Annotated in this window: 25 protein-coding genes; 12 read left to right on the top strand and 13 right to left on the bottom strand. The window is 43.2% G+C overall.

All coding sequences use genetic code 11. The annotated features are described in order from the left end of the window. Positions 1-23: 23 nt before the first annotated feature. The 3 genes from hemH to htpG all read right to left on the bottom strand — a co-directional run bounded on the left by hemH (position 24) and on the right by htpG (position 4,200). Positions 24-986 carry a ferrochelatase gene (gene hemH, locus AACR09_RS03180; RefSeq protein ID WP_193836005.1) on the bottom strand — a complete coding sequence of 321 codons (963 nt, stop codon included), beginning with the start codon at positions 984-986 and terminating at the stop codon, positions 24-26. A gap of 276 nt (positions 987-1,262) precedes the next feature. Then, entirely contained in the window at positions 1,263-1,907 is a 645-nt protein-coding gene (gene adk / locus AACR09_RS03175; RefSeq protein ID WP_004734238.1) for an adenylate kinase, read from the bottom strand. Positions 1,908-2,295: 388 nt separating this feature from the next. Then, positions 2,296-4,200: a molecular chaperone HtpG gene (gene htpG, locus AACR09_RS03170; RefSeq protein WP_193836004.1), complete on the bottom strand. Its 1,905-nt coding sequence runs from the start codon at positions 4,198-4,200 to the stop codon at positions 2,296-2,298. A 269-nt stretch (positions 4,201-4,469) separates the two neighbouring features. Here htpG and AACR09_RS03165 point away from each other — a divergent pair, with 269 nt between their 5' ends. From AACR09_RS03165 to AACR09_RS03155, 3 genes are all read left to right on the top strand, one after another. Next, positions 4,470-5,381 (top strand): transcriptional regulator, encoded by a 912-nt coding sequence (locus AACR09_RS03165; protein WP_054547641.1) that lies wholly within the window; start codon positions 4,470-4,472, stop codon positions 5,379-5,381. Between the two features lies 1 nt (position 5,382). Then, positions 5,383-5,898 carry a regulatory protein ToxS gene (locus AACR09_RS03160; RefSeq protein ID WP_004734241.1) on the top strand — a complete coding sequence of 172 codons (516 nt, stop codon included), beginning with the start codon at positions 5,383-5,385 and terminating at the stop codon, positions 5,896-5,898. Positions 5,899-6,029: 131 nt separating this feature from the next. Continuing rightward, positions 6,030-6,350, top strand: coding sequence for a SelT/SelW/SelH family protein (locus AACR09_RS03155; RefSeq protein WP_108162082.1), 321 nt, complete (start codon positions 6,030-6,032; stop codon positions 6,348-6,350). A gap of 30 nt (positions 6,351-6,380) precedes the next feature. Here AACR09_RS03155 and yfcE read toward each other — a convergent pair whose 3' ends face one another. From yfcE to AACR09_RS03130, 5 genes are read right to left on the bottom strand one after another with little or no spacing between them, the layout of a single operon-like run. Continuing rightward, complete coding sequence (yfcE, locus tag AACR09_RS03150; RefSeq protein WP_102560661.1) at positions 6,381-6,926, bottom strand: phosphodiesterase; 546 nt, start codon at positions 6,924-6,926, stop codon at positions 6,381-6,383. Positions 6,927-6,973: 47 nt separating this feature from the next. Then, positions 6,974-7,381, bottom strand: coding sequence for a CBS domain-containing protein (locus AACR09_RS03145; RefSeq protein WP_102573022.1), 408 nt, complete (start codon positions 7,379-7,381; stop codon positions 6,974-6,976). Beyond that, on the bottom strand, positions 7,378-7,728 hold the full coding sequence (locus tag AACR09_RS03140) for a P-II family nitrogen regulator (RefSeq protein ID WP_004734245.1): 351 nt from the start codon (positions 7,726-7,728) through the stop codon (positions 7,378-7,380). Before AACR09_RS03140 ends, AACR09_RS03145 begins: the two co-directional genes overlap by 4 nt. Beyond that, a complete protein-coding gene (locus tag AACR09_RS03135; protein ID WP_017090179.1) occupies positions 7,718-8,512 on the bottom strand; it encodes a DUF1538 domain-containing protein in 795 nt (264 codons plus the stop codon). The genes AACR09_RS03140 and AACR09_RS03135 overlap by 11 nt, the downstream gene beginning before the upstream one ends. Then, the gene (locus AACR09_RS03130) at positions 8,509-9,243 is read right to left on the bottom strand and encodes a DUF1538 domain-containing protein (protein WP_017079455.1); all 735 of its coding nucleotides are present in this window, start codon (positions 9,241-9,243) and stop codon (positions 8,509-8,511) included. The genes AACR09_RS03135 and AACR09_RS03130 overlap by 4 nt, the downstream gene beginning before the upstream one ends. A 350-nt stretch (positions 9,244-9,593) precedes the next feature. Between AACR09_RS03130 and AACR09_RS03125 the strand changes: the two genes are divergently transcribed. From AACR09_RS03125 to AACR09_RS03105, 5 genes are all read left to right on the top strand, one after another. Further along, positions 9,594-10,508, top strand: coding sequence for a TIGR01777 family oxidoreductase (locus AACR09_RS03125; RefSeq protein WP_193836003.1), 915 nt, complete (start codon positions 9,594-9,596; stop codon positions 10,506-10,508). A gap of 43 nt (positions 10,509-10,551) precedes the next feature. Further along, entirely contained in the window at positions 10,552-11,379 is an 828-nt protein-coding gene (locus AACR09_RS03120) for an SDR family oxidoreductase (protein ID WP_065110945.1), read from the top strand. A gap of 393 nt (positions 11,380-11,772) precedes the next feature. Beyond that, on the top strand, positions 11,773-12,627 hold the full coding sequence (locus AACR09_RS03115) for a co-chaperone YbbN (protein ID WP_065110944.1): 855 nt from the start codon (positions 11,773-11,775) through the stop codon (positions 12,625-12,627). 211 nt (positions 12,628-12,838) lie between these two features. Continuing rightward, the gene (locus tag AACR09_RS03110) at positions 12,839-13,768 is read left to right on the top strand and encodes an SPFH domain-containing protein (protein WP_017106099.1); all 930 of its coding nucleotides are present in this window, start codon (positions 12,839-12,841) and stop codon (positions 13,766-13,768) included. 3 nt (positions 13,769-13,771) lie between these two features. Then, positions 13,772-14,227, top strand: coding sequence for an NfeD family protein (locus AACR09_RS03105; RefSeq protein ID WP_017110348.1), 456 nt, complete (start codon positions 13,772-13,774; stop codon positions 14,225-14,227). A 34-nt stretch (positions 14,228-14,261) separates the two neighbouring features. On the opposite strand, the gene cueR is transcribed toward AACR09_RS03105, so the two are convergent. The 5 genes from cueR to zipA form a co-directional block, all read right to left on the bottom strand. Then, positions 14,262-14,657: a Cu(I)-responsive transcriptional regulator gene (gene cueR, locus AACR09_RS03100; protein WP_029223466.1), complete on the bottom strand. Its 396-nt coding sequence runs from the start codon at positions 14,655-14,657 to the stop codon at positions 14,262-14,264. 539 nt (positions 14,658-15,196) lie between these two features. Then, positions 15,197-16,006, bottom strand: a complete 810-nt coding sequence (locus AACR09_RS03095; RefSeq protein WP_017110350.1) for a VvgS protein — start codon at positions 16,004-16,006, stop codon at positions 15,197-15,199. Between the two features lie 123 nt (positions 16,007-16,129). After that, a complete protein-coding gene (locus tag AACR09_RS03090) occupies positions 16,130-17,290 on the bottom strand; it encodes a porin (protein ID WP_017110351.1) in 1,161 nt (386 codons plus the stop codon). Between the two features lie 525 nt (positions 17,291-17,815). Continuing rightward, on the bottom strand, positions 17,816-19,828 hold the full coding sequence (gene ligA, locus AACR09_RS03085) for an NAD-dependent DNA ligase LigA (RefSeq protein WP_193836002.1): 2,013 nt from the start codon (positions 19,826-19,828) through the stop codon (positions 17,816-17,818). A gap of 92 nt (positions 19,829-19,920) precedes the next feature. Next, on the bottom strand, positions 19,921-20,964 hold the full coding sequence (zipA, locus tag AACR09_RS03080) for a cell division protein ZipA (RefSeq protein WP_193836001.1): 1,044 nt from the start codon (positions 20,962-20,964) through the stop codon (positions 19,921-19,923). Positions 20,965-21,193: 229 nt separating this feature from the next. Here zipA and cysZ point away from each other — a divergent pair, with 229 nt between their 5' ends. From cysZ to ptsI, 4 genes are all read left to right on the top strand, one after another. Continuing rightward, entirely contained in the window at positions 21,194-21,952 is a 759-nt protein-coding gene (gene cysZ, locus AACR09_RS03075) for a sulfate transporter CysZ (RefSeq protein WP_004734260.1), read from the top strand. Positions 21,953-22,175: 223 nt separating this feature from the next. Then, positions 22,176-23,144 carry a cysteine synthase A gene (gene cysK / locus AACR09_RS03070; protein WP_193836000.1) on the top strand — a complete coding sequence of 323 codons (969 nt, stop codon included), beginning with the start codon at positions 22,176-22,178 and terminating at the stop codon, positions 23,142-23,144. Between the two features lie 302 nt (positions 23,145-23,446). Next, complete coding sequence (locus tag AACR09_RS03065; RefSeq protein ID WP_004734263.1) at positions 23,447-23,704, top strand: HPr family phosphocarrier protein; 258 nt, start codon at positions 23,447-23,449, stop codon at positions 23,702-23,704. Between the two features lie 136 nt (positions 23,705-23,840). After that, on the top strand, positions 23,841-25,565 hold the full coding sequence (ptsI, locus tag AACR09_RS03060; protein ID WP_193835999.1) for a phosphoenolpyruvate-protein phosphotransferase PtsI: 1,725 nt from the start codon (positions 23,841-23,843) through the stop codon (positions 25,563-25,565). Positions 25,566-25,572: the final 7 nt, after the last annotated feature.

The following is a 25,572-nucleotide window of genomic DNA, read 5'->3' as shown; positions in this document are numbered from 1 at the left end:
TATTTATTCTATTGGCATATCAGTTAGCGATGAAGCGCCACTAGCTCAGCCATCATATCGATGTGTGAGTCTCTGTCGTTGAGACACATAATGTAGCTAAAGTCTGAGCCACCAGCATCAATGAACGTCTCTTTACACTGGTCAGAAATCTCTTCCAACGTTTCCAAACAGTCAACCGAGAACGCAGGAGCCATGATATCAATCTTCTTGATGCCCTTACTCGGCAGTGATTCAAGTGTCTCGTCAGTGTAAGGCTTCAACCACTCTTCTCGACCAAATCGAGACTGGTATGTCATAGTGATATCGTCCGCAGATAAGCCTAACTCAGCAGCAAGTAATTTTGTCGTCGCTTCACAATGTTGAGGGTAGATGTCACCTTCATCAGCGAGTCGCTTCGGAATACCGTGGAAAGAACACACTAAATGATCACCTCTGCCATTTTTATCCCAATGACTACGAACACTTTCAGCCAATGCTTTTGCGTAGCTTGGGTGCGCGTAGTAGTCGCGAATAAAGCGATAGCTCGGAATCACTGACATCTGCTTAAAGGCTTTGGTTAAACCATCAGAAACAGCCGCTGTGGTTGTACCTGAGTACTGAGGATATAAAGGCAGGACGATAATGTCTTCAACACCCTGCTCCATCAGTTGCTCGACCCCCGTCTTAAGGCTTGGGTTGCCATAGGTCATACCCAGCGCTACGGGCATCTCTAATTTTTTCTGGAGCTTGTCGGCTTGTCTTTGAGAGTACACAAGCAGTGGTGAGCCTTCATCCATCCAAACAGACTGATACAGCTTAGCCACTTTCGGCGCTCTAATCGGTAAGATCACCCCATGTAAAATAGGACACCAAAGCCAACGCGTTAGGTTTACGACTCGCTTATCGTGTAAGAATTCACTCAAAAATCGACGAACGCCAGCTGGGGTCGCTGAATCTGGTGTTCCTAAGTTCACCAGTAAAACGCCCTGCTTTTTATTATTTTCCATAGATACCTGAGACCAATGTGTGATTTTCTGGAACGTAATATACTAATCGGCATAAGTTTAAGATCATTGTTGTGCCACTAAATTTAAGAATAATCGTTCTTAACCTGGGTTATCACAATATCACCTTGAGCGTTAGCCTCGCGAATCTAAGCCGTACCGCGGAAACAGTGCACAATCGATTTATCTAGATTGGTATATTACTAAAAATTGAAACAAAAAAAGCGACCTTAACGGTCGCTTCCAATATATCAAATTCTAAAACTGGCTGTTAGCCAATTATGCTAGTGCTTTCTCAAGTTCTGCACTAACTTCAGCAACTTGCTTAGTACCATCAAATTTAAGGTACTTAGTGTTACCTGCTTCTGCTTCCTTACCGTAGTAAGAAATAAGCGGAGCCGTTTGATCGTGGTATACGCCTAGACGTGCACGAACTGTTTCTTCTTTGTCGTCATCACGAACCACTAGCTCTTCACCAGTGATGTCATCTTTACCTTCTTCTTTAGGTGGGTTGTACACACTGTGGTATGTACGACCAGAAGGAAGGTGAGCACGACGACCAGCCATACGCTCAACAATCACATCGTCAGCTACGTCGAATTCAACAACGTAATCAACAGCAATGCCCATTTCTTTTAGGCCATCCGCTTGTGGGATTGTGCGTGGGAAACCGTCTAGTAGGAAACCTTTCTCACAGTCATCTTGAGCGATACGCTCTTTGATTAGACCAAGGATAATTTCATCAGAAACTAGCTGACCAGCGTCGATTACTGATTTTGCTTGCTTACCAAGCTCAGTACCCGCTTTGATAGCAGCACGTAGCATGTCACCAGTTGAAATTTGAGGGATACCAAATTTGTTCATGATGAAGTTAGCTTGAGTACCTTTACCCGCGCCAGGAGCACCTAGAAGAATGATGCGCATGTTTAATCCTCTTATAAAAATTATGATTTATACCGAAGCTCACTATCCCGCCTTTCTGGTTTAATTTAGGTCAAACAAGAGAGGTTAGGTAACAACTGAGGCTAAGCACAACTGTAAACAGAAGCAAAACGGTAAGTTTCGGTATAACGTTTAAAAATCATACAGCTGGAGATGATAGGTTCATAGTCCCAGCTGATTAGGTCGAGCATTCTATCACATTAATATTCAATTTGGCTGAAATTAAGACTAAAGAATGTATCGACAGCGTTTGCGTTCATCTTGTTAGCGACTTTAGCTGCATTTCGATGAAGTTAAGCGACGTTCATAAAAAAAGCCCGCATTCGCGAGCTTTTATTCATAATTATGGGCTTAGCCCAAAGTCGAAAGACTAACGTTTTGTCAGTAGTTCGTTGATTGCACCTAAGAATTGTGACGGATCTTCCATTGAGCCCTTTTCAGCCAGCATAGCCTGGCCAAGTAATAGCTCAACCCAGCGACCAAACGCTTGTTCGTCCGCTTCATCAGCCATCTGCTTAACTAGCGCATGTTCAGGGTTAATCTCAAAGATGTACTTCACCTCAGGAGCAGCTTGACCCGCAGCTTCAAGAAGTTTAGCCATTTGAGTGCCCATCTCGAAATCATCGGTAACAACAACAGCAGGTGTAGTTGCTAACTTGAATGTCGTGCGAACCTCTTTAACACGATCACCAAGATAAGATTGAGTGCGCTCAACAACAGATTTGAACTCTTCTTCTGCCTCTTTTTGCTTCTCTTTCTCTTCTTCGCCTTCGAATTTGCTTAGGTCTAAGCCCGCTTTGGTGATCGATTGGAACTGCTTACCATCAAAATCAGTCAGGTAGTTCATTACGTACTCATCAATACGATCGTACATTAGAACCACTTCGATACCTTTTGCTTTGAACTGCTCCAAATGCGGGCTGTTCTTAGCGGCAGCGTAGTTATCTGCTGTTAGGTAATAAATCTTGTCTTGGCCTTCCTTCATACGTTCAACGTAAGAAGCTAGGCTGATAGCTTGGTCAGCAGAGTCAACTTCCGTTGACGAGAAACGAAGTAAACCAGCGATTTTTTCTTTGTTCGCCATGTCTTCCGCTGGGCCTTCTTTCAGTACAAGGCCAAACTCTTTCCAAAACTCTAGGTACTTATCATTGTCATTCTTCGCCATGTGCTCAAGCATAGTCAGGACACGCTTGGTACATGCGCCACGAAGAGACTGAGTTACCTTATTATCTTGCAGGATTTCACGAGACACGTTCAGTGGTAGATCGTTTGAGTCAATCAAGCCGCGAACGAAACGCATGTAAGATGGCATGAACTGCTCTGCATCATCCATGATGAATACTCGCTGTACATAAAGCTTAAGGCCGCTCTTATGGTCACGATTCATCATATCCCAAGGTGCTTTAGCTGGGATGTAAAGTAGGCTTGTGTAGTCGTTCTTACCTTCAACTTTGTTATGGCTCCACGTTAGTGGATCAGCAAAGTCGTGAGATACGTGCTTGTAAAACTCTTGGTACTCTTCTTTCTCGATATCAGACTTGTTACGAGTCCAAAGTGCTTGAGCCTTGTTAATCTGTTCCCAATGTTTCTCTTCGGTGTCTTTACCTTCGTCATCTTTAACCGCAGTTAAGATTGAGACAGGGATACCGATGTGATCAGAGTATTTACCAATGACTTCACGCAGACGCCATTCATTTAGGAATTCTTTACCGTCTTCGCGCATATGAAGAATGATATCAGTACCACGAGACTCTTTAGTGATGTCTTCGATGGTGTAATCACCTTCCCCTGCAGAGTGCCACTGAACAGCTTCATTACTCGCTAGACCTGCTGCACGTGTGCGAACCGTTACCGCGTCTGCAACGATGAATGCAGAATAGAAACCAACACCAAATTGACCAATCAATTGAGAGTCTTTGCTTTGGTCTTCAGACAGCTTTGAGAAAAAGTCTGCAGTACCCGATTTAGCAATCGTACCTAAATGCTCAATAACGTTGTCGCGGCTCATGCCGATGCCGTTATCAGAAATCGTTAAAGTATTGGTTTCAGCGCTAAAAGATAATTTTACGCCTAGGTCTGCATCACCTTGGTAAAGGTCACCGTTTGACAAGGCTTGGAAACGAAGCTTATCAGCCGCGTCAGATGCGTTAGAGATCAGCTCACGTAGGAAGATTTCTTTATTTGAATACAGTGAGTGAATCATTAGGTGAAGTAATTGTTTTACTTCAGATTGAAAGCCACGAGTCTCTTTATTTTGCGTTGCTGTTTCGCTCATTTTTACTCCAAAACATCTATACTTTATGTTGAATACCATAGGGGCGTAACACTTGATGCCACTCTTATGTTCATTAACATGAGGATGACAAATGTAAATTCAAGGTCAAAAACCATAAAAACACTGTTTTTTTGATCTGTTTTTATTATCCTTGAGCCTGATAAATATAAAAGAACATAAAAGAAGCCATGATTTGGTGAAGAATTAACGGAACTTCACCTGAGATTTGTCTATTTCGCACTCAAAATCATCCAAAATAGAAGAATTCAATGAGCAATATCGGCACAAAGTTTATTCTCGCACAGCGGTTCGTATTCGATCCAAATAGCAATTCACTTGTTGATCAAATGAGCGACGGCGAAGTCGTGCGCCTTGGCAGCAATGAAAGCCGCATTCTCCTGATGCTGTCAGAAAGACCCAATGAAGTTATCACTCGTAATGAATTGCACGAGTATGTTTGGCGAGATCAAGGCTTTGAGGTTGATGACTCAAGCTTAACGCAAGCAGTTTCGACCCTGAGAAAGATGCTCAAGGACTCAACCAAATCTCCAGAATTCGTAAAAACGGTACCTAAACGCGGTTACCAATTTATTGCAACCGTTGAGCGCTCTGCACCACTTTCATCAAATGATCAGCCAGCAGCGGCTGAAATTGCAGAAAATGACGTAGAACCTATCTTAACGTTTGCAACGCCTACAATGACCGAAGAAGCAATGACTGAAGCTGTCGAGCCCGAGTCAATTACAAAGTTTCAAGAAACCAAAGTTGAAGTGGAACCAGCAACAACACCAACTGCTACCCCGGTTAAAAGCACCAATAAGTGGTTAGCGTTTTCGTTATTGCTTGCGGCTTTCATCATGCCAATTCTGGTTTTAACGTTTACTAACCCCGCAGAATCCGAGTTCAGAACATTGACTGAAGTGGATGGTGTAAAGATTCAAACCCCAATCAATCATCCTGATCTCAGTAGTTGGCTACCTGCGATAGAGAAGTGTGTATTGCGCTACAACACTAATCACACTGGCATGCTGAAACCGACTGAGGTGATTGCAACAGGTGGACAGACCAACAACCTTGCCCTCAACTACATTCACCCGCAAGATTACTCTAGCGAAAATGTAACCCTAAGAATTTACGCAAACCAGTCGGATGTAAACGACATTTGTAACGGTGGTCAGTAACATGAAATTAAAAGTATCGATTATTTTACTGGTTCTATCTGCATTCTTAAGTGGTTGGTTATATTGGGGCAGCGATGCAAAAGTAGAGCGCTTGCTCACTCAGCATGAGTGGCAATCGAAAATGGTGACTCTGATTAGCGACAACAAGCAAGCTGATGCAATCGGCCCGCTGCGTAGAGTTGAACTATCATCGAATGCGAAATACCTACCAAATGGTACGTACCTGAGAATGTCAGTGGTTAGGCTGTACAGCACTCAAACTGCACCTGCGAATGTGATCAACATATCAGAAACAGGTCAGTGGGATATTAACGATAACTATTTACTGATTTCGCCAACGGAGTTTAAAGATGTAACTTCGGCTGAGCGCCAAGACTTTTCGGAAGAGCAACTCGAACTTATCACTCAAGTGATTAAGATGGATGCAGAGCAAAGCCGACGCATTGATATTATTAATCAGAAAGCACTGCTGCTCACTAGCTTAAATCACGGTTCTACCGTTTTGTTCTCAAACTAAAACTCTGCAGTTATTTATGTATATCAATAACTGAATACCATTAAACGGTAAACCAATAGAAAAGGGGCATGATGCCCTTTTTTGTTAGCCGTTGGTATCAAATTACGGATGTAGCATTTTAAGGATTAACTATGAATACGGATCAACCAAATCTGACGCCAGCTAAAGAGACAGCAACAAAAGCGACAATCGCAATACACTATTGCCGTCAGTGTAATTGGATGCTTCGTTCTAGTTGGTTATGCCAAGAGCTGCTGCATACCTTTAGCGAAGAAATTGAACAAGTGAGCTTGCATCCAGACACCGGAGGCAGGTTCGAAATCTTTTGTAATGGTGTGCAGATTTGGGAAAGAAAAGCAGATCAAGGTTTTCCAGAATCGAAAGTTCTGAAGCAAAGAGTGCGAAACATCATTGCTCCAGACAGGGACCTCGGCCACGTAGACTCAAAGTGAGCCTTTTCTAACGCCGCCGATTGAGTTTATTTAAAGCTCGCCACTCACAATTACGTCACCTTCAAGGCTAATAACTTTAAAGGTATTATTTTCATAGATGCCATGGCTCGCTGCGTGACCCTCTCGTGGGAATGTCACCGAACTAGGGTTAAAGATAAAGATATCATCTTGGTATTCGGCAACTGGAATATGGGTATGCCCATGGGCAATAATATCACCCGCTTTTAGTGCTGGTCGTTTAGTGGTGTTATACAAATGACCATGGGTTAGAAAGATACGCTGACCTGATTCCAATAACACCCATGAGTAATCCATCATCATTGGAAAAGACAACAGCATTTGATCCACTTCACTGTCGCAGTTACCACGAACGGCGATGATCTCTTGAGAAAACGCATTCAACTTCTCTGCAACCGCCGGTGGATTGTATCCTTCTGGAATCGGATTTCTTGGCCCATGATTCAGAATGTCACCCAATAGCACTAAATATTGCGCACCAGACGCTTGGTAGAGTTCTAATACCTTTTCTGTTGCGGGCAGCGAACCGTGTAGGTCTGAAGCAAAAAATAATTTCACACGTACTTCTCCATAAAATTTATGAGCCTATTGTACGTATCTAAATGCTACACGTCATCTCTCGCCATACCGTTGATCACGATATTATTGTAACTAACCATACCGACTATCTTGTTATCACGAACTACTGGCGCGCGACTGATACCAAAGCGTTCAAACAGGCGAGCGCAATACTTTACGTTCATCTCAGCAGATACGCTTAGCGCTGGCTTGGTCATGATTTCATAAACATTGGTTCGCTTCGGAGATCGATTTTTAGCCAACACTTTCTTTGCTATATCATTCATCAACACGATACCGTACTCGTCATCCTCGTGGCGTTTATCGACAATGATTGCCTTCACTTTGTGCTTTTTAGCCATCTCTATCGCTTCAAACACCGTAGTTAGCCCATCGATAATCACATACGTATTGGCCATGACATCGCCTACTCGGATCTTTTCACTGGTACTCATAGCTCATCCTCCACAACCTTTGTTAACGTCTCAACTTGATGCGCAACGCCGACTGCATCTTCCACATCTATCTGTACTGCAATACCCTGTCCCGATTCTTGGTCAAACTCCCCCACTTCACTAATTCTTTCAAGAATATGCCTTGCTAGATGCTCCTCAACGACAAACAGCAGCACATCTTTTTGCACCTCTAATGTTAATCCGAAGAAGGTGCGCTTTTGGTTTAAGCCCTGCCCTCTGGCATTATTAATCACGGTTGCTCCGGTTGCGCCCGCATCACGCGCGGCATCGAGCACAATGTCGGTTTTGCTCTCTTCTACAAACGCTAGGATAAGTTTAAAGCGCATCTTTGCTCTCCTTAGAGGTGTGTAAACGGTTTAACCATTGGGTTATTTGGGCGTAGCTCATCACCGAAATGATGGGGAACAAACTCGCAAAGGCGATTAAGCCGAAACCGTCTATTACTGGATTTCGTCCCGGTACAGTTGAAGCAAGCCCTAATCCAAGAGCCGTCACTAAAGGTACAGTCACGGTAGATGTCGTAACCCCGCCTGAATCGTAGGCCAATGGAATGATCAATTTGGGGGCGTAAAAGGTTTGAATCACCACAATGACATAGCCACAAATAATGTAGTAATGAATAGGATCGCCCGCAACAATACGGTAACTACCCAATGAGATACCGATGGCAACGCCTAATGCCACAGCGATTCTCAGTCCGTTAACACTGATACTGCCACCGGATACTTGGTTTGCCTTAATCGCTACAGCAATCAAAGAAGGCTCGGCTATCGTGGTACTAAAACCAATACAAAACGCAAACAGGTAAACCCAGTAATAATCAAACCAAGCCAATGAAAGACCAGAGCTGATCTTAAACTCAGTCAAAAAGCTTGGTTCGGTGAGTTGCATTGCCATCGTCTCCCCTAGAGGGAATAACGCGAGCTCCAACCCCATCAAAAAGAGTGATAAGCCAAGAATGACGTAAAAGAAACCGATGAGCACTTTGGCTAGGTTATTGACAGGCTTACGCAGTACCGCTAACTGAAAACCAAAGATGATCACCGCAATCGGAATCACATCCATCACAGTGCCTAGAAAGGTGTCGATAAATTGCTGCACACTGATCATGTCACCACCATCCCGTACACCATGACAAACATCATCGGCAGAAGTGAAGCAAACGCGATCAATCCAAAGCCATCAATCATAGGATTTCGTCCTTTAATCGCCGAGGCTAAACCCACCCCTAATGCGGTCACTAACGGAACGGTGATCGTCGATGTTGTGACACCGCCAGAGTCGTACGCAATCCCAATAATGTTTTCCGGGGCAAATGCAGTGAGCACCACCACACCAATATAACCACCGATGATCATGTACTGAATTGGCCAACCTTTTAAGATCCGAAGTACTCCTAATAGAATGGCAATGCCGACCGATAACGCCACGGTGAAGCGCAGGCCATCGGCATATTGTTCCCTTTCATCTAAAGAGTTGGGAATAACACCACCTTCAGCTGCGACTTCTGCCGCTTCAGCAGCCACTGCGGTTAACGCGGGTTCGGCAATGGTGGTACCAAAGCCTAAACAGAAAGCGAAGGTCAATAACCAGAACACGCTCCCTTTTCTGGCAAATGCTTGCGCCATCGATTCGCCAATCGGGAACAACCCCATTTCAAGGCCAAAGATAAAGAAAGTCAGCCCAAAGACCACCAGCACTAAGCCGGTTAGAATAGACAAAAGATGAGGGAGTGGCTCTTGCAAAACAGCAAGTTGGAAGAAAGCAATCACCGCCACGATCGGCAAGAGATCCCTTAGACTACCTAACATGGCTCGAAACAAAGCAAGCACTGCCGTCATCGCAACTCCCTGTGACTGAAATTGTGTCTGGTTATTAATTACTAATAATCATGGCAAATCCTTATCATTCCTTATGTGACAAATATTACGCAGTTGGTAACATATCGGAGTAAAGTGCATAAATGTGATAGCGGTATATACCTAAGTAACCTCAAGATGCGTCGCTCAGCGAGAGTTGCCTAGTTTGCAAACGAGCTAGGTGGATTTAATTTCACTCCTGAGTAAATTGCATAAGGCGTAATTTAGGTATCACACGATTGAAACCAACTGATCGTTATAGTGATTTTTTCGTATTGATTGGCGATTAAAAACAAGCCATGTCTATAATTATGTTTAATAGGGAGATTGGTATGAAGATATTGTTAACGGGTGGTACGGGATTTATTGGCTCTGAATTGGTCAAAAGTTGGAACATTGACGACGTGACATTGTTGACGCGGAGTCCTGAAAAAGCGAAGCAAAACCTAAATCACCTCAACCAGAACAACCTTCATTATATTCAATCTCTTGATGAACTGAGCGATCTCAATGACTTCGATGTAGTGGTCAATCTTGCTGGCGAACCTATCGCTGACAAGCGTTGGAGTGTGGAGCAAAAAGAGAGGATCTGTAACAGTCGCTGGCACATTACTGAAAAACTGGTTGAGTTAATTCATGCCAGCAGCAACCCGCCGAAGGCTTTTATTAGCGGCTCAGCCGTGGGTTACTATGGTGATCAACAGCAACATCCGTTTGACGAATCACTACAAGTAGAAGATGAAAGCTTCCCTCACAAAGTTTGCGCTCATTGGGAAGAGATAGCCAAGAGAGCACAATCAGAAAGCACACGCGTGATACTACTGCGAACAGGTATTGTACTTGGTGAAAATGGCGGTGCGCTCAAAAAGATGCTTATGCCGTACAAACTAGGAGTTGGCGGACCGCTAGGTTCAGGCGAGCAATATATGCCTTGGATTCACATGCTAGATATGGTGAGAGCCATCAATCACTTATTGTCGATACCTCACGCTCAAGGGGAATTTAATATGTGTGCACCACACCCTGTCACCAACAAACTGTTCAGCAGCACACTCGCCAAGCAACTACGTCGACCGCATTTCTTGTTCACACCTAAATGGGCAATGTCGCTTCTGATGGGTGAATCTTCTTGTCTGCTTTTTGACAGCATTCGTTCTAAACCAAAGAAGCTCACTGAAATGGGATTTATCTTTAGTTACTCAAGAATCGAACCAGCACTAAAAAACTTGTTACAACATCAAGACTAATTCTTTACCCTAGAGCGACAAAGACTCTAATGAAGGATTAAGCGTGAACAAGTCGATTCTGATCACCGGTTGCTCAACGGGTATTGGCTATACATGTGCGCATGCACTACAAAAGCGTGGCTTCCACGTCATTGCATCGTGTCGTCATCCGCAAGATGTACAGCGTCTGCAAGATGAGGGACTGACCTGCATACAGCTCGACCTTTCTAACCAAGAAAGTATTGAACAAGCTGCACAACTTGCTATTGAGCTGGCGCCTAACGGATTATATGGCTTATTCAATAACGGCGCTTATGGTCAAGCTGGCGCGCTAGAAGACTTGCCGACCCAAGGTCTCAGAGAGCAATTCGAAACCAACTTCTTTGGCTGGCATCATCTTGTTTGTCAGATCCTCCCGCACATGCGCGAACGCGGCGAAGGCCGAATCGTACAAAACAGTTCCGTATTAGGCTTTGCGGCCATGAAATATCGTGGCGCTTACAACGCTTCAAAGTTCGCGCTAGAAGGCTGGACAGATACCTTACGTTTAGAACTGCATGATAGTGGTATTCATATATCGTTATTGCAGCCAGGTCCAATAGAAACCCAATTTAGAAATAATGCCCTGAAAGCTTTCAATAAATGGATCACCATTGCTGGCAGCGCTCATCAAGACGCTTATCAACAACAAAAAGACCGACTCGAAAAGGAGTCATCGAACAACGCTTTTGTTCTTCCGCCTGAAAGTTGTGTTGAGCCAGTTTATCACGCACTCACCGCAGAGAAACCAAAGCTAAGATACCGAGTGACGACACCTACTAAGGTGTTCGCGGTGCTGAAAAGAATTCTACCGAGTCGCTTGCTAGACCCTATTTTAAGAAAAGCAGCATAAATTGCTAACTTTGAATGTAGAGTCGCAAACTTTAATGTAACGATGTAATTTTTCCGTAACAATTAGATGTCATGATTACCCTATCTCATCAATTACTCCCAATTAATGAGCCTAATCTGGATATTTCATGACTTTAAACCGCCTTAATTGGGTCGGTGTGAGTCTGGCGATTACGTTGTTTATTCTGTTTTGAGTATCTCACGCTATGCCTCACTGACCACCTCAATGATAACGCTATGCTCTCCCTGTTAAGATAACCACCTATCAACATTGAAGCATAGCGTTTTCTATTTTGGCTCTTTTTATTTGAGATAACCAAGTTAGATCTTGAAGTTACCAGCATCTCCCCCCATATTTGCAACGTACCCACAAAACACACCTCAAGGAACGTAAATGCAATCTCCGCATATTGTTGAACTTAATGAGCAGAACTTTCGTCAAGTATTAGAAACCTCAATGCAGACGCCTGTACTCATCCACTTTTGGGCACCAATGAGCCAAGAAAGTGCTCAGGTGATCCCTGAACTGCAAACATTAACTCAGCAATACAACGGCGCTTTTACTTTAGCTCTGTTGAATTGTGAACAAGAGCAGGCAATTGCTAGCCAATTTGGCGTACAAGCACTCCCTACTATTGCACTGTTTGTTAACGGTCAGCCTGTCGATGGTTTGGGTGGTCCACAAAGCATCGAAGCGATTGTTGAAATGTTAGGAAAACATCTTCCTAGCCAAGACGAGCTCGCACTGCGTCAGGCTCTCGAGCAAATGCAAGCAGGCGAGCATGCACAAGCGCTCGCAGCAATGCAACAATTGCCAATAGAGCTGACGGGCAAAGGCGAGGTAAAACTGGCGATCGCAGAATGTTTACTAGAAACGCAACAGTTTGATCTAGCTGAAACTCAACTGTCGACTATCCCTCTAGAATATCAAGACAATTACTACAAAGGCTTAGTCGCTAAACTCGAACTGCACAAACAGGCGGCAGACAGCCCTGAAATTCAAGCGCTAGAAACAACGCTACAGCAAAATCCAAGTGATGCTAAAACAGCCTCAGACCTAGCACTTCAGTACCACCAAGTGAACCGCAGCGAAGAAGCAATGGATCTTCTATGGTCATTCTTGGCAAAAGATCTCAATACCCTCGATGGTGATATGAAAAAAGAATTCATGGATATCTTAAGCGCACTTGGACAAGGCAATGCAGTTGCGAGCAAATACCGCCGCCAATTGTACTCTCTGCTTTACTAATTCGAACGCTAACAAATTGATAAGTACAGAGGAAAAATCACCCTGATAAATGATAGAAACCTCAGCAATCTTATCGTATAACACAAAGTAAAATGGGTCATAAAATCAAGGTTTTATGGCCCATTTCTCGTTTATAAATTTGCTCGAATTTTAAATATGAGCCAGTATGAGTAAAGAACTATCAAAAACTCACACTTGCAAAGGATTTCGTATGCCTATTGATACATTGATTACTATTGGCGTCTTTACTGCCGTCGCACTTCTCTTTATTTTCGCTGGTGTCAAAACCGTTCCACAGGGTAATAACTGGACTGTCGAACGTTTCGGTCGCTACACACACACCCTCCAACCAGGCTTGAACCTAATCATTCCATTCATTGACAAGGTTGGTCAAAAAATCAGCATGATGGAACGTGTACTGGATATTCCAGCTCAGGAAGTCATTTCAAAAGACAACGCCAATGTCATGATTGATGCTGTCTGTTTTGTTCAAGTGATTGATGCGCCCAAAGCAACCTACGAGGTCAACGACCTTGAACACGCGATCCGTAATTTGACCCTGACTAACATCCGTACCGTGCTTGGATCTATGGAGTTGGATGAAATGCTCAGCCAGCGTGACATGATCAATACTAAGCTGCTAAACATCGTCGATGAAGCAACAAACCCTTGGGGTGTCAAAGTTACACGTATCGAGATCAAAGACGTGCAGCCACCAGCGGATCTAACCGCAGCGATGAACGCTCAAATGAAAGCCGAGCGTAACAAGCGTGCTGATATTTTAGAGGCAGAGGGCGTAAGACAAGCTGAGATCCTAAAAGCCGAAGGTCATAAGCAATCAGAAATCTTAAAAGCAGAAGGCCAAAAACAAGCAGCAATCCTGCAAGCTGAAGCCCGTGAACGTGCAGCAGAAGCAGAAGCTAAAGCGACAGAGATGGTATCGAACGCGATTGCTCAAGGCGACATGCAAGCCGTCAACTACTTCATCGCACAAGGCTATACTGATGCTCTGAAATCGATTGGCCAAGCAGAAAACGGTAAGATCATTATGTTACCGTTAGAGGCGACAGGGCTAATGGGCTCAGTCGCAGGCATCGCCGAGATGTTTGCACAAAGCAATGACAAAGGCAGTAAGGACTAACTTATGGTCGAATTACTAGAACAAGTAAACCACTGGCATTGGTTGGCGTTTGGTCTAGCACTATTAGCTCTTGAGCTTATCGGAACGGCTGGTTACTTTCTTTGGATTGGTATATCAGCCATGCTCGTCGGGGCTCTTTTGGGTGCATTACCGCTGGGTTGGCAGATGCAATGGCTATCATTCGCTAGCTTCTCGCTCATCACCACTTGGTTATGGTGGAGAAGGCAGCTGTCCAATGATAAGCACTCTGATGCTAGTCGGGAACTGAATCAGAGAGACAAACAACTAATCGGAAGAACCACACGGCTTTTAGAGCCTGTACAAAAAGGGAACTGTAGAATAAACCTTGGAGATAGTTCTTGGTCTGCGATTAGTACACATGATATTGATGCAGGAGAGGAAGTCGTGATTACAGCTGTCGATGGCATTGTTCTAACAATCAGCCCAACTAAAGAATAATCCAGATGAGCTTCCAAGCCATAAGTGTTTTTACTTATGGTTTTTTCTCTACAAGCGAATCGATAATTGGACAATGGCTATTTGAGTCACCGGGACATTGTTCAACCCACTCTACTAAAGTCTTTTGAATTACCAGTAGATCTTCTATTTTTCTGTTCACTTCGTTTAGCTTGCTTTGCGCTTTTGCTTTTACATCGGCACTTTCTCGGCATGGATTGTCGGCTAATTCAACGAGTGCACGACACTCATCAAGCGAAAATCCAGCACTTCTCGCCTTCGCAACGATCCCAAGCTCTTTAATCTGCTTAGCGCCATAGGTTCTGTAGCCATTTTCAGAGCGTAACGGCGGGGATATCACTCCTTTGTCTTCATACAAACGAATAGACTTTGGTGATAGTTGGGTGAGATTTGCAACTTCGCTTATGTTCATAATATTACTCAAGTAAGTATCGAATAGAGATCACTTGGGAGCATATAACTTATCTTCAAATACCTATAGATTTATGTCATTTCAACAAAAATATTAAAACCAATATAATGGCCGAAAATAAAGTCTGCTATTTACGATGATTTTACGGCAAATTATGTAAATAGCTTAGTTTTTTCTACAAAGTCAAACACCAACTATCAATAAGTTACTGATTGAACTATTGAAATAGGTGTTTGTTATTTTTCATAGGAAATTTTTTAATTTTTTTGATCTTTGAGAAATACATCACATACTAATGAGTATCTCTTGTTTAAAGAGATTTTTAGTGAGGTGTCATTATGAAATGTTATCTAGCGTTAATTTTTAGCTTGTTTTTAAGTTTCTCTGTATCGGCTCAAAATGTAGGAAGTACAACATCTGGGCCTATTGTAAAATGTGACCTGGGAAGCAATGTTGTAGAATATATGCCTATAGTGATTTGTAAGCATAGTGATGGGAAGGTTCTGCACTAACAAAAAAGGAGCCTAGGCTCCTTTCCTTTAAAACTCTAATAGTTGCTTGATTATGGCTTTACGCTCTTCTTTAGAAGCTTTTTCAAACCAATATTCGAACATTTCAATTTCTTTTGTTTTTCCGTCTAATGAATCAACAACACCATTTCGATTTGCCACAGACCAGTTAACAACTGAATCTCTTTGTTCCAGTGGAACTTGTTCAAACCAATACTTTGACATATCTAGAGCTTGGCTCGCAGGTTTTTTCTGAATAGCTGCTGTTGCTACTACAGGGACTGCCGCTGCAACAACAGGTTTGACAGTGTCACTTTGATCCCCAGTATTGACGATAGCTTCGATATAACCAGCTGGGATAGAAAAAGAAATACTGTTCGCATTTGAAACCTGAACATCAAAAATCAAATCTTTAAAAGGTGCCTCGTTGAATATCTCGTTAGACACAGGGAATTTTACATACTGTGTTTGAGTACAAATGTCACTACAAGTCTCAGCCGATGCAGCATAAGGCTTCAATGGAACTTTGTCTTCGGCTCCCTTAACTAAGACAGTGCGGTATTCGTTGTAATTCTTAAAGTATTGAAGCTCCATCGTAATATATGAATCAGGTACCGTTTCTGTGCCGTATGGCTTCACGTAATTTAACTCTAAAGATGAGTTTACTAACTGACCTTGCCTAACCTCAAGTACATCGGGGGTTAATGACTCACCAATAACGACTTGATAATTTTGTTTGCTATCTATTCTCTTGACTGAATCAGTAAAATCACTATTTGAATCTAATGTTGTACATCCAATTAAGAACAAAGGAATCGATGCTAAAACTATTTTTTTCATATTAACTACCTCAAGGGTTTCCCCATAATATTATTCGATGCCTTCTCTTTCTTAGGCTGGACTATAAATGAATATGCGCTGGCTTATTAGCCAGCGCATATCTTTACTTAAAGCATGATTTTATTAGAAACCGTACTCAAGACCAACACGTGTAACAAACGTGTCTGTATTTACGATAGAACCTTCATCATCTGAATTGATATCACGTTTTGCAATACGGATGTAAGGAACAAAGCCATTATGAACATACATTAGCTGTCCTGAAATAACGCTATCTTCATCACCGTTTTTAACACCTTCAGTTTCTGACTCTAGGTTAGCCGCGTAACCTAGCTTAAAGCCCCAAGGACCATTCCAGTATTGACCGATTACCGAGTAAGAAGCTTGCTTCGACTTATCTCCACCTTGTACGTCTGATTCACCAGCTTTGTAAGCTGCTGAAATACCAAAACCTGCAGGAAGAGATGCTTCAAAACCGATTAGGTAACCAAATGTATCAGCCATTTCAGCCGAGGTTGCAGCAACAGCTGCCGTCGGGTCACCAAAGTTAACACCAGTACCACATCCAGTCCCCACTAAACATGTGCCAGCAGCTGTTGCAGCTGTTCCAGCTTTCAGTTGACGATCTGTTTCAGTTTCAACTGCAGCATGGAAAGTAATGGTATCTGCTAAACGGTAATGAGCACCAGCACCATAGAAATAGTTATCTTTAACGCTTGAATCACCACGTCCAGTTGCTAAGTTGAATGTAAAGCCATTCAAATCCGCAGAATCGTATCGAGCCATATCACCATGACGGTCACGGTTGTATTTCACATCGCCGCCCCAGTCCCATACAGCACCCAAACCTGGGTTAGCGTAAGGCCAATCGATTACTTCGTACATTGGCGTCAACATGCGACCAAAACGAACTTTACCCCAGTCCCCCTGAAGGCCTAAGAACGTATCACGGTTGCCTAATGTTGCACCGTCACCGTTTTCACCTACATAACCAGATTCGATTTGCATAAATACATTCACGTTATCGAACATATCTTTGCTTGCACGGAAACCAATTCGAGATTCATTCTCGTAGTCGTAACCGGTACCAGTATCGGTTTTGACGCCAGCTTTAGTTTGCTCTGAGTCATAATTCACAACCGAAATCGCTGCAACACCGTAAGCTTGTACATTGAAATCAGAAATAATACCAACCTGAGAGGACTCTGTCCCAGCAAATGCTCCTGAAGAAATCATCGCTACAGCAGCGCCTAATAAAGTACGTTTGAAAATTTTGTTTTCCATGGAATAAAACTCCTAAAAATGGATATAGCTGTTTGAATATTTCCCGCCTAAAGTTGGCCGCCGTAGAGAGAAATACCTTTTCTTGTTTGAGAACCCTAAACTCTGAATTCTCTATTTCCTTTCTGGTTATGCACATCGTGTGCATCCATGGCATTAAGACTAACTTCGCCCTCAAAAAGATCAATGAGAACTTAATTTTCATCTAAAAAAATATGAGTTGGTGCAAATTTAGTAGGTACTTAGTGATCCAGATCGATAAATTGTAAAGCTCACAACCAAAAACAACAAAAACAATAACTATCAACAACTTAAATAAATTCCATCCTTGTAAACATAGAAGTGACTCGCATTTTCAATACAACCACCATGGTATTTCATTAATGTTGAGCAGCGTCACTGTCCTGATTTTAGAGTTCGTATAGGAACAAAATTCTCAACAATTAAAAAGACATCTAATTTGTAGCAGACACAAAAAAAGCACTCCCTTTAAAGGAGTGCTTTTGAGCTTTTTTTACCTTGGTTTACTTACGAAATAAGTGCAATTAGATCTTCTTCTGTTCTTATTTCGATACCTAAATCTTGTGCTTTAGTCAGTTTAGAACCAGCGGCTTCACCAGCGAATAAGATATCCGTTTTCTTAGACACGCTACCAGTCACTTTTGCGCCTAAAGCCTGCAAAGCGGCTTTCGCTTCACTGCGTCCTAATTTAGACAGTGAGCCCGTCAACACAACCACCTTACCCTCTAATGGCAATTCTTGATCATCTGCAGCTTCTTCGATTGCAGGCCAGTTAACACCAAGCTCTAGCAACTGCTCGACTACGGCTCTGTTTTTCTCCTGTGAGAAGAAGCTCGTGAGGTGACTTGCTACGATGTCGCCAATATCTGACACTTCAACCAACTGCTCATGAGTGGCAGCTTGAACCAACTCCAACGTCTTAAAGTGCTGAGCTAAGTTCATAGCCGTCGCTTCACCCACTTCGCGAATCCCTAAAGAATAAAGAAAACGCGCTAATGTCGTGTCTTTGGCTTTATTAAGCGCACTCACTACATTCTGTGCTGATTTAGGCCCCATACGGTCAAGAACCGTAATCACACCCGCACTTAACTTAAATAGATCGGCTGGAGTTTCTACCATTTCACGGTCTACAAGCTGCTCTATCACTTTTACGCCAAGACCATCAACATCCAGAGCCTTTCTAGACACAAAGTGCTTAAGCGCTTCTTTACGCTGTGCCTGACAGACTAAGCCACCAGTACAACGCGCTACAGCCTCTCCCTCAACGCGCTCTACTGCAGAGTTACATACAGGGCAAGCATCAGGGAATACAATATCTTTTGCCGACTCAGGACGACGATCGAGTACCACAGCCACAATTTGAGGGATAACGTCACCAGCACGACGGATAATCACGCTATCGCCTACCTTCACACCTAAGCGAGCAATCTCATCAGCGTTGTGCAACGTGGCATTGCTTACCGTCACACCACCAACAAAGATAGGTTCTAGTTTAGCCACCGGCGTAATTGCGCCTGTACGACCCACCTGAAACTCAACATCGTTAAGTAATGTAATCTCTTCTTGAGCAGGAAACTTGTATGCAATAGCCCAACGAGGCGCTCGCGCAACAAAGCCTAGAGTCACTTGTGCGGCAATGTCATCAACCTTAATCACCACACCGTCAATCTCATAAGCCAGAGCATCACGACGATTCATAATATCTTGATAGTACGCTTTTACGTCCTCAAGCGAGCTTAGCTGCTTAGTTTCAGGACACATTGGCAAACCCCAGCCTTTCAGCTGCAAGAAGCGTTGATAGTGGCTATTTGAAAGCTCCGCCCCTTGCACAACACCGACACTGTAAGCGTAAAAAGCTAATGGACGCTTCGCTGTAATGCGAGAATCAAGCTGACGCAGGCTACCTGCAGCGGCATTGCGTGGGTTAACAAAAACTTTGTCGCCCTTCTTCAATGCCATTTCATTCAGTTTATCGAAGCCTGCTTTTGGCATAAACACTTCACCACGAACCTCAATCCGTTCTGGCCAACCTTCGCCTTGCAACTTAAGTGGAATAGAGCTGATCGTTCGTACGTTTTCTGTGATGTTTTCGCCAGTAGCGCCATCACCACGCGTTGCTGCCTGAACTAAGGTGCCATTTACATAGAGTAGGCTTACCGCTAAGCCATCAAGCTTAGGCTCACAACAGAAAGTCTTAAGATTGGCCATTGGCGCTCTATCAGACATACGCTTATTAAACGCATCCAAATCTTCATCAGAGAATGCATTATCCAGAGAAAGCATCGGGATCTCATGAGCCACTTGAGTGAAACCATCGAGAGGCTGACCACCGACACGTTGGCTCGGAGAATCCACCGTCACAAGCTCTGGATTCTCTTCCTCGATCTTTAGCAACTGTTGCATTAATCGATCGTACTCGACATCAGGGATCTCAGGGCTATCTTCTACGTAATAACGAACGGCATGATAGTGCAGAGTTTCTCTTAACTGCTCTAAGGTAACTTGAATCGATTCTTTCATATCATTCTCTGTCGTGATTGAAATATCAAAAAGGGCTCCCTTAGGAGCCCTTTTCTATAAATATAGATTATTAACAAGGCTAAACAATACGGTTAGGCATTCGTAGCCGTCATAAAATCTCTGATTTGCTTGCGGTAGTCTGACAAACGATTGGGCGTCATTAAGTTACGTGACTCGTCCAAAACGTTTCCGCCCATATCATCAGCAATTTTCTGAGCTGCACTCAGCATTACATTAAAGTTCTGATCAGCTTGACCGTAACAAGGCAGCGTCATGAAGAACGAAATACCTTTCGTTGTAAAGTCAGCGGGATCATCATGTTCTAGAGTTCCGGGCTGCATCATGTTCGCAACACTGAAAATAACTTTTGGCTCATCGCTAGATTGTGCAAAGCAATGGTAGATAGACATCTCACCATAAGTTAGGCCGTTATTCTCCATACTACGGAAAAGTTCAGTCCCTACGAATGGGATTTCTCCTGCACAGTGAACATTAAGAACAATCACTTCTAAGCCAAGTTCTTCATCTGGCTTAGCTTCTTCAACAGGCGATGCACTTTGTGGAGCAACGACCTCTTTCGAAACAAGCGGTTCACTTGGCGTCAATGATTCACTAGGAACGAGTGGCTCGGTAACCGAATCAGAAGCTTCTTCAAACGAACCGTACTGCTCTTGAAAACCAGCATGACTTTCTTTTTGCTCGTCAGTCAATTCAAAGCTTGGAACCTCTGGTTCAGTGGCCTCTTGTATACCTTCAGGTTCACTCTCGATCTGAACTGGTTCTTCTTTAACACTGAAAGAAGGAAGATCATTCAATTCGATGTCGTCTTCGATAACTTCTTTCGCTTGTGGCGCTGTGAGTGGATCTGAGTCAATCAGCGGATCAGTCTCAGATGGTGAGACTGCAAAATCCGGCTCTTTACGCTCTTTTCGGATTATCTCAAAATCATCTTCTGGGGCGAATGAACGGTTTGGGATCGTTTCTGCTTCATCTAAGCTGTCGTTATCAAGCTTACCAAGCGGCTTATCTCCAAACTTTGCTTTCCCTTCTTTTTTACTCGTCCATAGACCATGGAACAATAATGCGGCGATAGCTAATGCGCCAACAATAATGAGTACAAATCGCAATTCCTGCATTTTTCGCTCTCAGCTTTCTTAGTCGACTAGCTATAAACACGCTGTCACTAAGTTGGGTTAATTTGGCTAATCTCACTACTCTATCAAAAGTAGCCACTGTTTTAGAACAACTTAATACAATTAGTTCCTTACATGGTGTGATTTTCACCACGCTTTTTTTCTTAATTTCGGTCTAGTACACTAGGGATGTTTGCTATTTAACCAAATTCACATGTGACCCAATTTAAATATGACTATTGAATCTGTTCCCCGCTCAGGCTTTGGCTATTTTATTTTCGGAATAAAAATCGCTTTATCGCCGAGCATTCGTAAGTTTGTACTAATGCCACTTATTGCTAACGTGTTACTCGTTGGTGGTGCCTTGTTTTATATCTTCTCCAACCTAAACACTTGGATTGAGGGCTGGATTGGCGCATTACCAAGCTTTTTGTCGTGGTTGTCATACATTCTATGGCCACTACTTGTGTTAACCGTCTTAGCCACGTTTTCATATTTCTTTAGTACGCTAGCTAACTTCATTGCCGCACCTTTCAATGGGTTGCTCGCAGAAAAGGTAGAAGAGCTACTCAGTGGCAAAAAAGTAAATGACGATGGTTTGCTGGATGCACTCAAAGATACTCCACGTATTTTAGCGAGAGAATGGCGCAAGCTTGTCTACATTCTGCCAAAAGCGATAGGTTTATTCCTACTTTTGTTAATTCCAGCACTGGGACAAACCGTTGCACCGTTTTTATGGTTCATTTTCACAGCATGGATGTTAGCGATCCAGTACGCCGACTATCCATTTGATAACCACAAAATCAAATTTGATGATATGAGAAACAATTTGAAACAAAAACAAGGTAAGAGCTATAGCTTCGGTGCACTTGTGTCTGTTTTCACAACGATTCCAATTTTAAATCTGATCGTCATGCCCGTTGCCGTCTGCGGTGCTACTGCAATGTGGGTTGCTGAGTTTAAAGACCAAGCTCTGCGCTCTCGTCTATAACCTTCATTCTCTCTTTAACAACGCCTATCTTTTTGAAGTTCTGAACACAATAAAGATAGGCGTGAACTCTGCTACATATCTATATGATATAACTTTTTAATCCTTTTACCTTTTTTTCAACTTGTTTAATCTAAATTCAAGCTAAACAAACATCGAAAGACACTAGACGGTAAAGTGATTGATATACTACGTTTAGTTCTGTCATTAAATGAAGGAATATCGCATGAGCAAGATCTACGAAGACAACACCCTAACGATTGGTAACACACCGCTAGTCCGCCTTAACAAAGTAAGCAAAGGCAACGTTCTAGCTAAGATTGAAGCTCGTAACCCAAGCTTCAGCGTTAAGTGTCGTATCGGTTCAAACATGATCTGGGAAGCAGAAAAAGCAGGAACTTTAAAACCAGGTATCGAGCTTGTTGAACCTACCAGTGGTAATACAGGTGTTGCTCTTGCATTCGTAGCAGCCGCTCGCGGTTACAAGCTAACGCTAACGATGCCTGAGTCAATGAGCCTAGAGCGTCGTAAGTTGCTTAAAGCACTAGGTGCAAACTTAGTTCTTACTGAAGCACCAAAAGGCATGAACGGCGCGATAGCTAAAGCAGAAGAAATTGTCGCTTCAGATCCAGAAAAATATCTGCTACTTCAGCAATTCAACAACCCAGCTAACCCACAAATTCACGAGAAGACAACTGGCCCTGAAATTTGGGAAGCAACAGACGGCGAAATCGATGTATTTGTCGCAGGTGTAGGTACCGGCGGTACGCTTACTGGTACAAGCCGTTACATTAAAGGCGAGAAAGGTAAAGCAATCACTTCTGTAGCGGTTGAACCAGCAGAGTCTCCAGTGATTGCACAAGCGCTTGCTGGCGAAGAAATCAAACCAGCTCCGCACAAAATCCAAGGTATTGGTGCAGGCTTTATCCCTGGAAACCTAGATTTAGACCTTATCGACCGTGTAGAGCCAGTAACTTCTGAAGAAGCGATTGAGATGGCTCAACGCCTAATGAAAGAGGAAGGTATTCTTGCGGGCATCTCGTCTGGCGCAGCAGTAGTAGCGGCGAACAGAATCTCGGAACTACCTGAATTTGCAGGAAAAACCATTGTCACCGTGCTGCCAAGCTCTGGCGAACGTTACCTAAGTACAGCCCTATTTGCAGGCATCTTTACGGAGAAAGAGAACCAACAATAATATGTGGTCAAATCAATTTTTCGTCCAAAAAAGCCCCGTTTAGGGGCTTTTTTGTTGATCCCTGCCCCACCTTTGGTAATATCGGGTCTGTTTTATTTTTCGCTTCAAAATAAAAGAAGCAATAAACAAATTCTGAAAGTCATGAGTACTCAACAAAAGACGACCATGGCTGGATAAAAATTTATAACCAGTCTAAGTTCTAACACGAACATGGCGTACTAGCCTCTAGCGCATTTGGGCTAAAGCAGTTAAGCTAATCTGGTTACAAACTTACAAAAAATAAATTAATTGGGGTATATAAAATGTACGAGAAGCAAGTAGAAATCACAGCAGAAAACGGCCTTCACACACGTCCAGCTGCACAGTTCGTTAAAGAAGCAAAATCTTTCGACGCTGACATCACAGTGACTTCTAACGGCAAAAGCGCTAGCGCTAAAAGCCTGTTCAAACTACAAACTTTAGGCCTAGTAAAAGGTACTAACGTAACTATTTCTGCTGAAGGCCCTCAAGCTCAGCAAGCAGTAGACCACCTAGTTGCTCTTATGGATCAACTACACTAATACGGTCTCCTTCTTTCAAAGCCATTTTGCACAGCAAAGTGGCTTTGTTCGAAATAGATAGCGATAAGCGCGACATTAGTCGACGACTTAAAGTCACACATTCTCCCGTTTACAGTTGAACAACTAAGGTAAGGCTATGATTTCAGGCATCCTAGCATCTCCTGGTATTGCTTTCGGTAAAGCACTACTACTTCAAGAAGATGAAATTGTCCTAAACACTCAATCTATCTCAGACGATCAAGTTGAAGCAGAAGTTCAGCGTTTTTTTGACGCTCGTAACAAATCTTCTCAACAACTTGAAGTTGTAAAGCAAAAAGCACTTGAAACTTTTGGCGAAGAAAAAGAAGCAATCTTTGAAGGCCATATCATGCTGCTTGAAGATGAAGAGCTAGAAGAAGAGATTTTAGCACTCATCAAGAAAGACAAAATGCACGCAGACAACGCGATCTACACAGTGATCGAAGAGCAAGCTGTTGCACTTGAGTCACTTGATGATGAGTACCTAAAAGAACGTGCGACTGATATCCGTGATATCGGTACTCGCTTCGTTAAAAATGCACTAGGCATTAACATTGTGTCTCTAGCAGATATCAATGAACAAGTTATCCTAGTTGCTTACGACCTAACGCCATCTGAAACTGCACAAATCAACCTAGACTACGTTCTTGGTTTCGCTTGTGACATCGGCGGTCGTACATCTCATACATCAATCATGGCACGTTCACTTGAGCTTCCAGCTATCGTAGGTACTAACGATATCACTAAGCAAGTTAAGAACGGCGACATGCTTGTGCTAGACGCGATGAACAATAAGATCATCATCAACCCTTCTGACGCTGAATTAGCAGAAGCTAAGAAAATCAAATCTGATTTTGAAGCAGAAGCGGCTGAACTAGCAAAACTTAAAGACCTACCAGCTATCACACTTGATAACCATCAAGTAGAAGTTTGCGGCAACATCGGTACAGTTAAAGACTGTGACGGTATCCTGCGCAACGGTGGCGAAGGTGTTGGTCTGTACCGTACTGAATTCCTATTCATGGACCGTACTGCACTTCCTACTGAAGAAGAGCAATACGTTGCTTACAAAGAAGTAGCTGAAGCAATGCACGGTGAGTCAGTGATTATCCGTACTATGGATATCGGTGGCGATAAAGATCTACCATACATGGATCTTCCACAAGAGATGAACCCTTTCCTAGGCTGGCGTGCAGTACGTATCAGCTTGGATCGTCGTGAAATCTTACGCGACCAACTACGCGGCATTCTTCGTGCATCTGCACACGGTAAGCTACGTATCATGTTCCCAATGATCATTTCTATCGAAGAGATCCGTGAACTGAAAAAAGCAATCGAAGAGTACAAAGTTGAACTTCGCGCTGAAGGTCATGCTTTCGATGAAGACATCGAAATTGGCGTAATGGTTGAGACTCCAGCAGCTGCTGCAATCGCACACCACCTTGCTAACGAAGTGGCTTTCTTCTCTATCGGTACTAACGATCTAACGCAATACACTCTTGCAGTTGACCGTGGTAACGAGATGATTTCTCACCTTTACAACCCACTGTCTCCAGCGGTTCTTCTTGTAATCAAGCAAGTAATCGATGCTTCTCATAAAGAAGGCAAATGGACAGGTATGTGTGGCGAGCTAGCAGGCGATGAGCGTGCAACTCTACTTCTTCTTGGTATGGGTCTAGATGAGTTCTCTATGAGCGGTATCTCTATCCCTAAAGTTAAGAAAGTAATCCGTAACTCTAACTTCGCAGAAGTTAAAGCTATGGCTGACGAAGCGCTATCTCTACCTACAGCTGCAGAAATTGAAGCTTGCGTAGAAAAATTCATCGCTGAGAAAACTCAGTAATCACCAA

This window comes from Vibrio sp. OPT20 (assembly GCF_963889365.1).
Lineage (GTDB): Bacteria > Pseudomonadota > Gammaproteobacteria > Enterobacterales > Vibrionaceae > Vibrio > Vibrio splendidus.
The sequence above is the reverse complement of the archived record's forward strand: the minus strand, read 5'-3'. Positions and strand labels throughout refer to the sequence as shown.

Excerpts from the sequence above, each read along its gene's own strand:
- hemH (WP_193836005.1), bottom strand. The coding sequence starts at position 986 with ATGGAAAATAATAAAAAGCAGGGCGTTTTACTGGTGAACTTAGGAACA.
- adk (WP_004734238.1), bottom strand. The coding sequence starts at position 1,907 with ATGCGCATCATTCTTCTAGGTGCTCCTGGCGCGGGTAAAGGTACTCAA.
- htpG (WP_193836004.1), bottom strand. The coding sequence starts at position 4,200 with ATGAGCGAAACAGCAACGCAAAATAAAGAGACTCGTGGCTTTCAATCT.
- AACR09_RS03165 (WP_054547641.1), top strand. The coding sequence starts at position 4,470 with ATGAGCAATATCGGCACAAAGTTTATTCTCGCACAGCGGTTCGTATTC.
- AACR09_RS03160 (WP_004734241.1), top strand. The coding sequence starts at position 5,383 with ATGAAATTAAAAGTATCGATTATTTTACTGGTTCTATCTGCATTCTTA.
- AACR09_RS03155 (WP_108162082.1), top strand. The coding sequence starts at position 6,030 with ATGAATACGGATCAACCAAATCTGACGCCAGCTAAAGAGACAGCAACA.
- AACR09_RS03145 (WP_102573022.1), bottom strand. The coding sequence starts at position 7,381 with ATGAGTACCAGTGAAAAGATCCGAGTAGGCGATGTCATGGCCAATACG.
- AACR09_RS03140 (WP_004734245.1), bottom strand. The coding sequence starts at position 7,728 with ATGCGCTTTAAACTTATCCTAGCGTTTGTAGAAGAGAGCAAAACCGAC.
- AACR09_RS03135 (WP_017090179.1), bottom strand. The coding sequence starts at position 8,512 with ATGATCAGTGTGCAGCAATTTATCGACACCTTTCTAGGCACTGTGATG.
- AACR09_RS03130 (WP_017079455.1), bottom strand. The coding sequence starts at position 9,243 with ATGACGGCAGTGCTTGCTTTGTTTCGAGCCATGTTAGGTAGTCTAAGG.
- AACR09_RS03125 (WP_193836003.1), top strand. The coding sequence starts at position 9,594 with ATGAAGATATTGTTAACGGGTGGTACGGGATTTATTGGCTCTGAATTG.
- AACR09_RS03115 (WP_065110944.1), top strand. The coding sequence starts at position 11,773 with ATGCAATCTCCGCATATTGTTGAACTTAATGAGCAGAACTTTCGTCAA.
- AACR09_RS03110 (WP_017106099.1), top strand. The coding sequence starts at position 12,839 with ATGCCTATTGATACATTGATTACTATTGGCGTCTTTACTGCCGTCGCA.
- AACR09_RS03105 (WP_017110348.1), top strand. The coding sequence starts at position 13,772 with ATGGTCGAATTACTAGAACAAGTAAACCACTGGCATTGGTTGGCGTTT.
- cueR (WP_029223466.1), bottom strand. The coding sequence starts at position 14,657 with ATGAACATAAGCGAAGTTGCAAATCTCACCCAACTATCACCAAAGTCT.
- AACR09_RS03095 (WP_017110350.1), bottom strand. The coding sequence starts at position 16,006 with ATGAAAAAAATAGTTTTAGCATCGATTCCTTTGTTCTTAATTGGATGT.
- AACR09_RS03090 (WP_017110351.1), bottom strand. The coding sequence starts at position 17,290 with ATGGAAAACAAAATTTTCAAACGTACTTTATTAGGCGCTGCTGTAGCG.
- ligA (WP_193836002.1), bottom strand. The coding sequence starts at position 19,828 with ATGAAAGAATCGATTCAAGTTACCTTAGAGCAGTTAAGAGAAACTCTG.
- zipA (WP_193836001.1), bottom strand. The coding sequence starts at position 20,964 with ATGCAGGAATTGCGATTTGTACTCATTATTGTTGGCGCATTAGCTATC.
- cysZ (WP_004734260.1), top strand. The coding sequence starts at position 21,194 with ATGACTATTGAATCTGTTCCCCGCTCAGGCTTTGGCTATTTTATTTTC.
- cysK (WP_193836000.1), top strand. The coding sequence starts at position 22,176 with ATGAGCAAGATCTACGAAGACAACACCCTAACGATTGGTAACACACCG.
- AACR09_RS03065 (WP_004734263.1), top strand. The coding sequence starts at position 23,447 with ATGTACGAGAAGCAAGTAGAAATCACAGCAGAAAACGGCCTTCACACA.
- ptsI (WP_193835999.1), top strand. The coding sequence starts at position 23,841 with ATGATTTCAGGCATCCTAGCATCTCCTGGTATTGCTTTCGGTAAAGCA.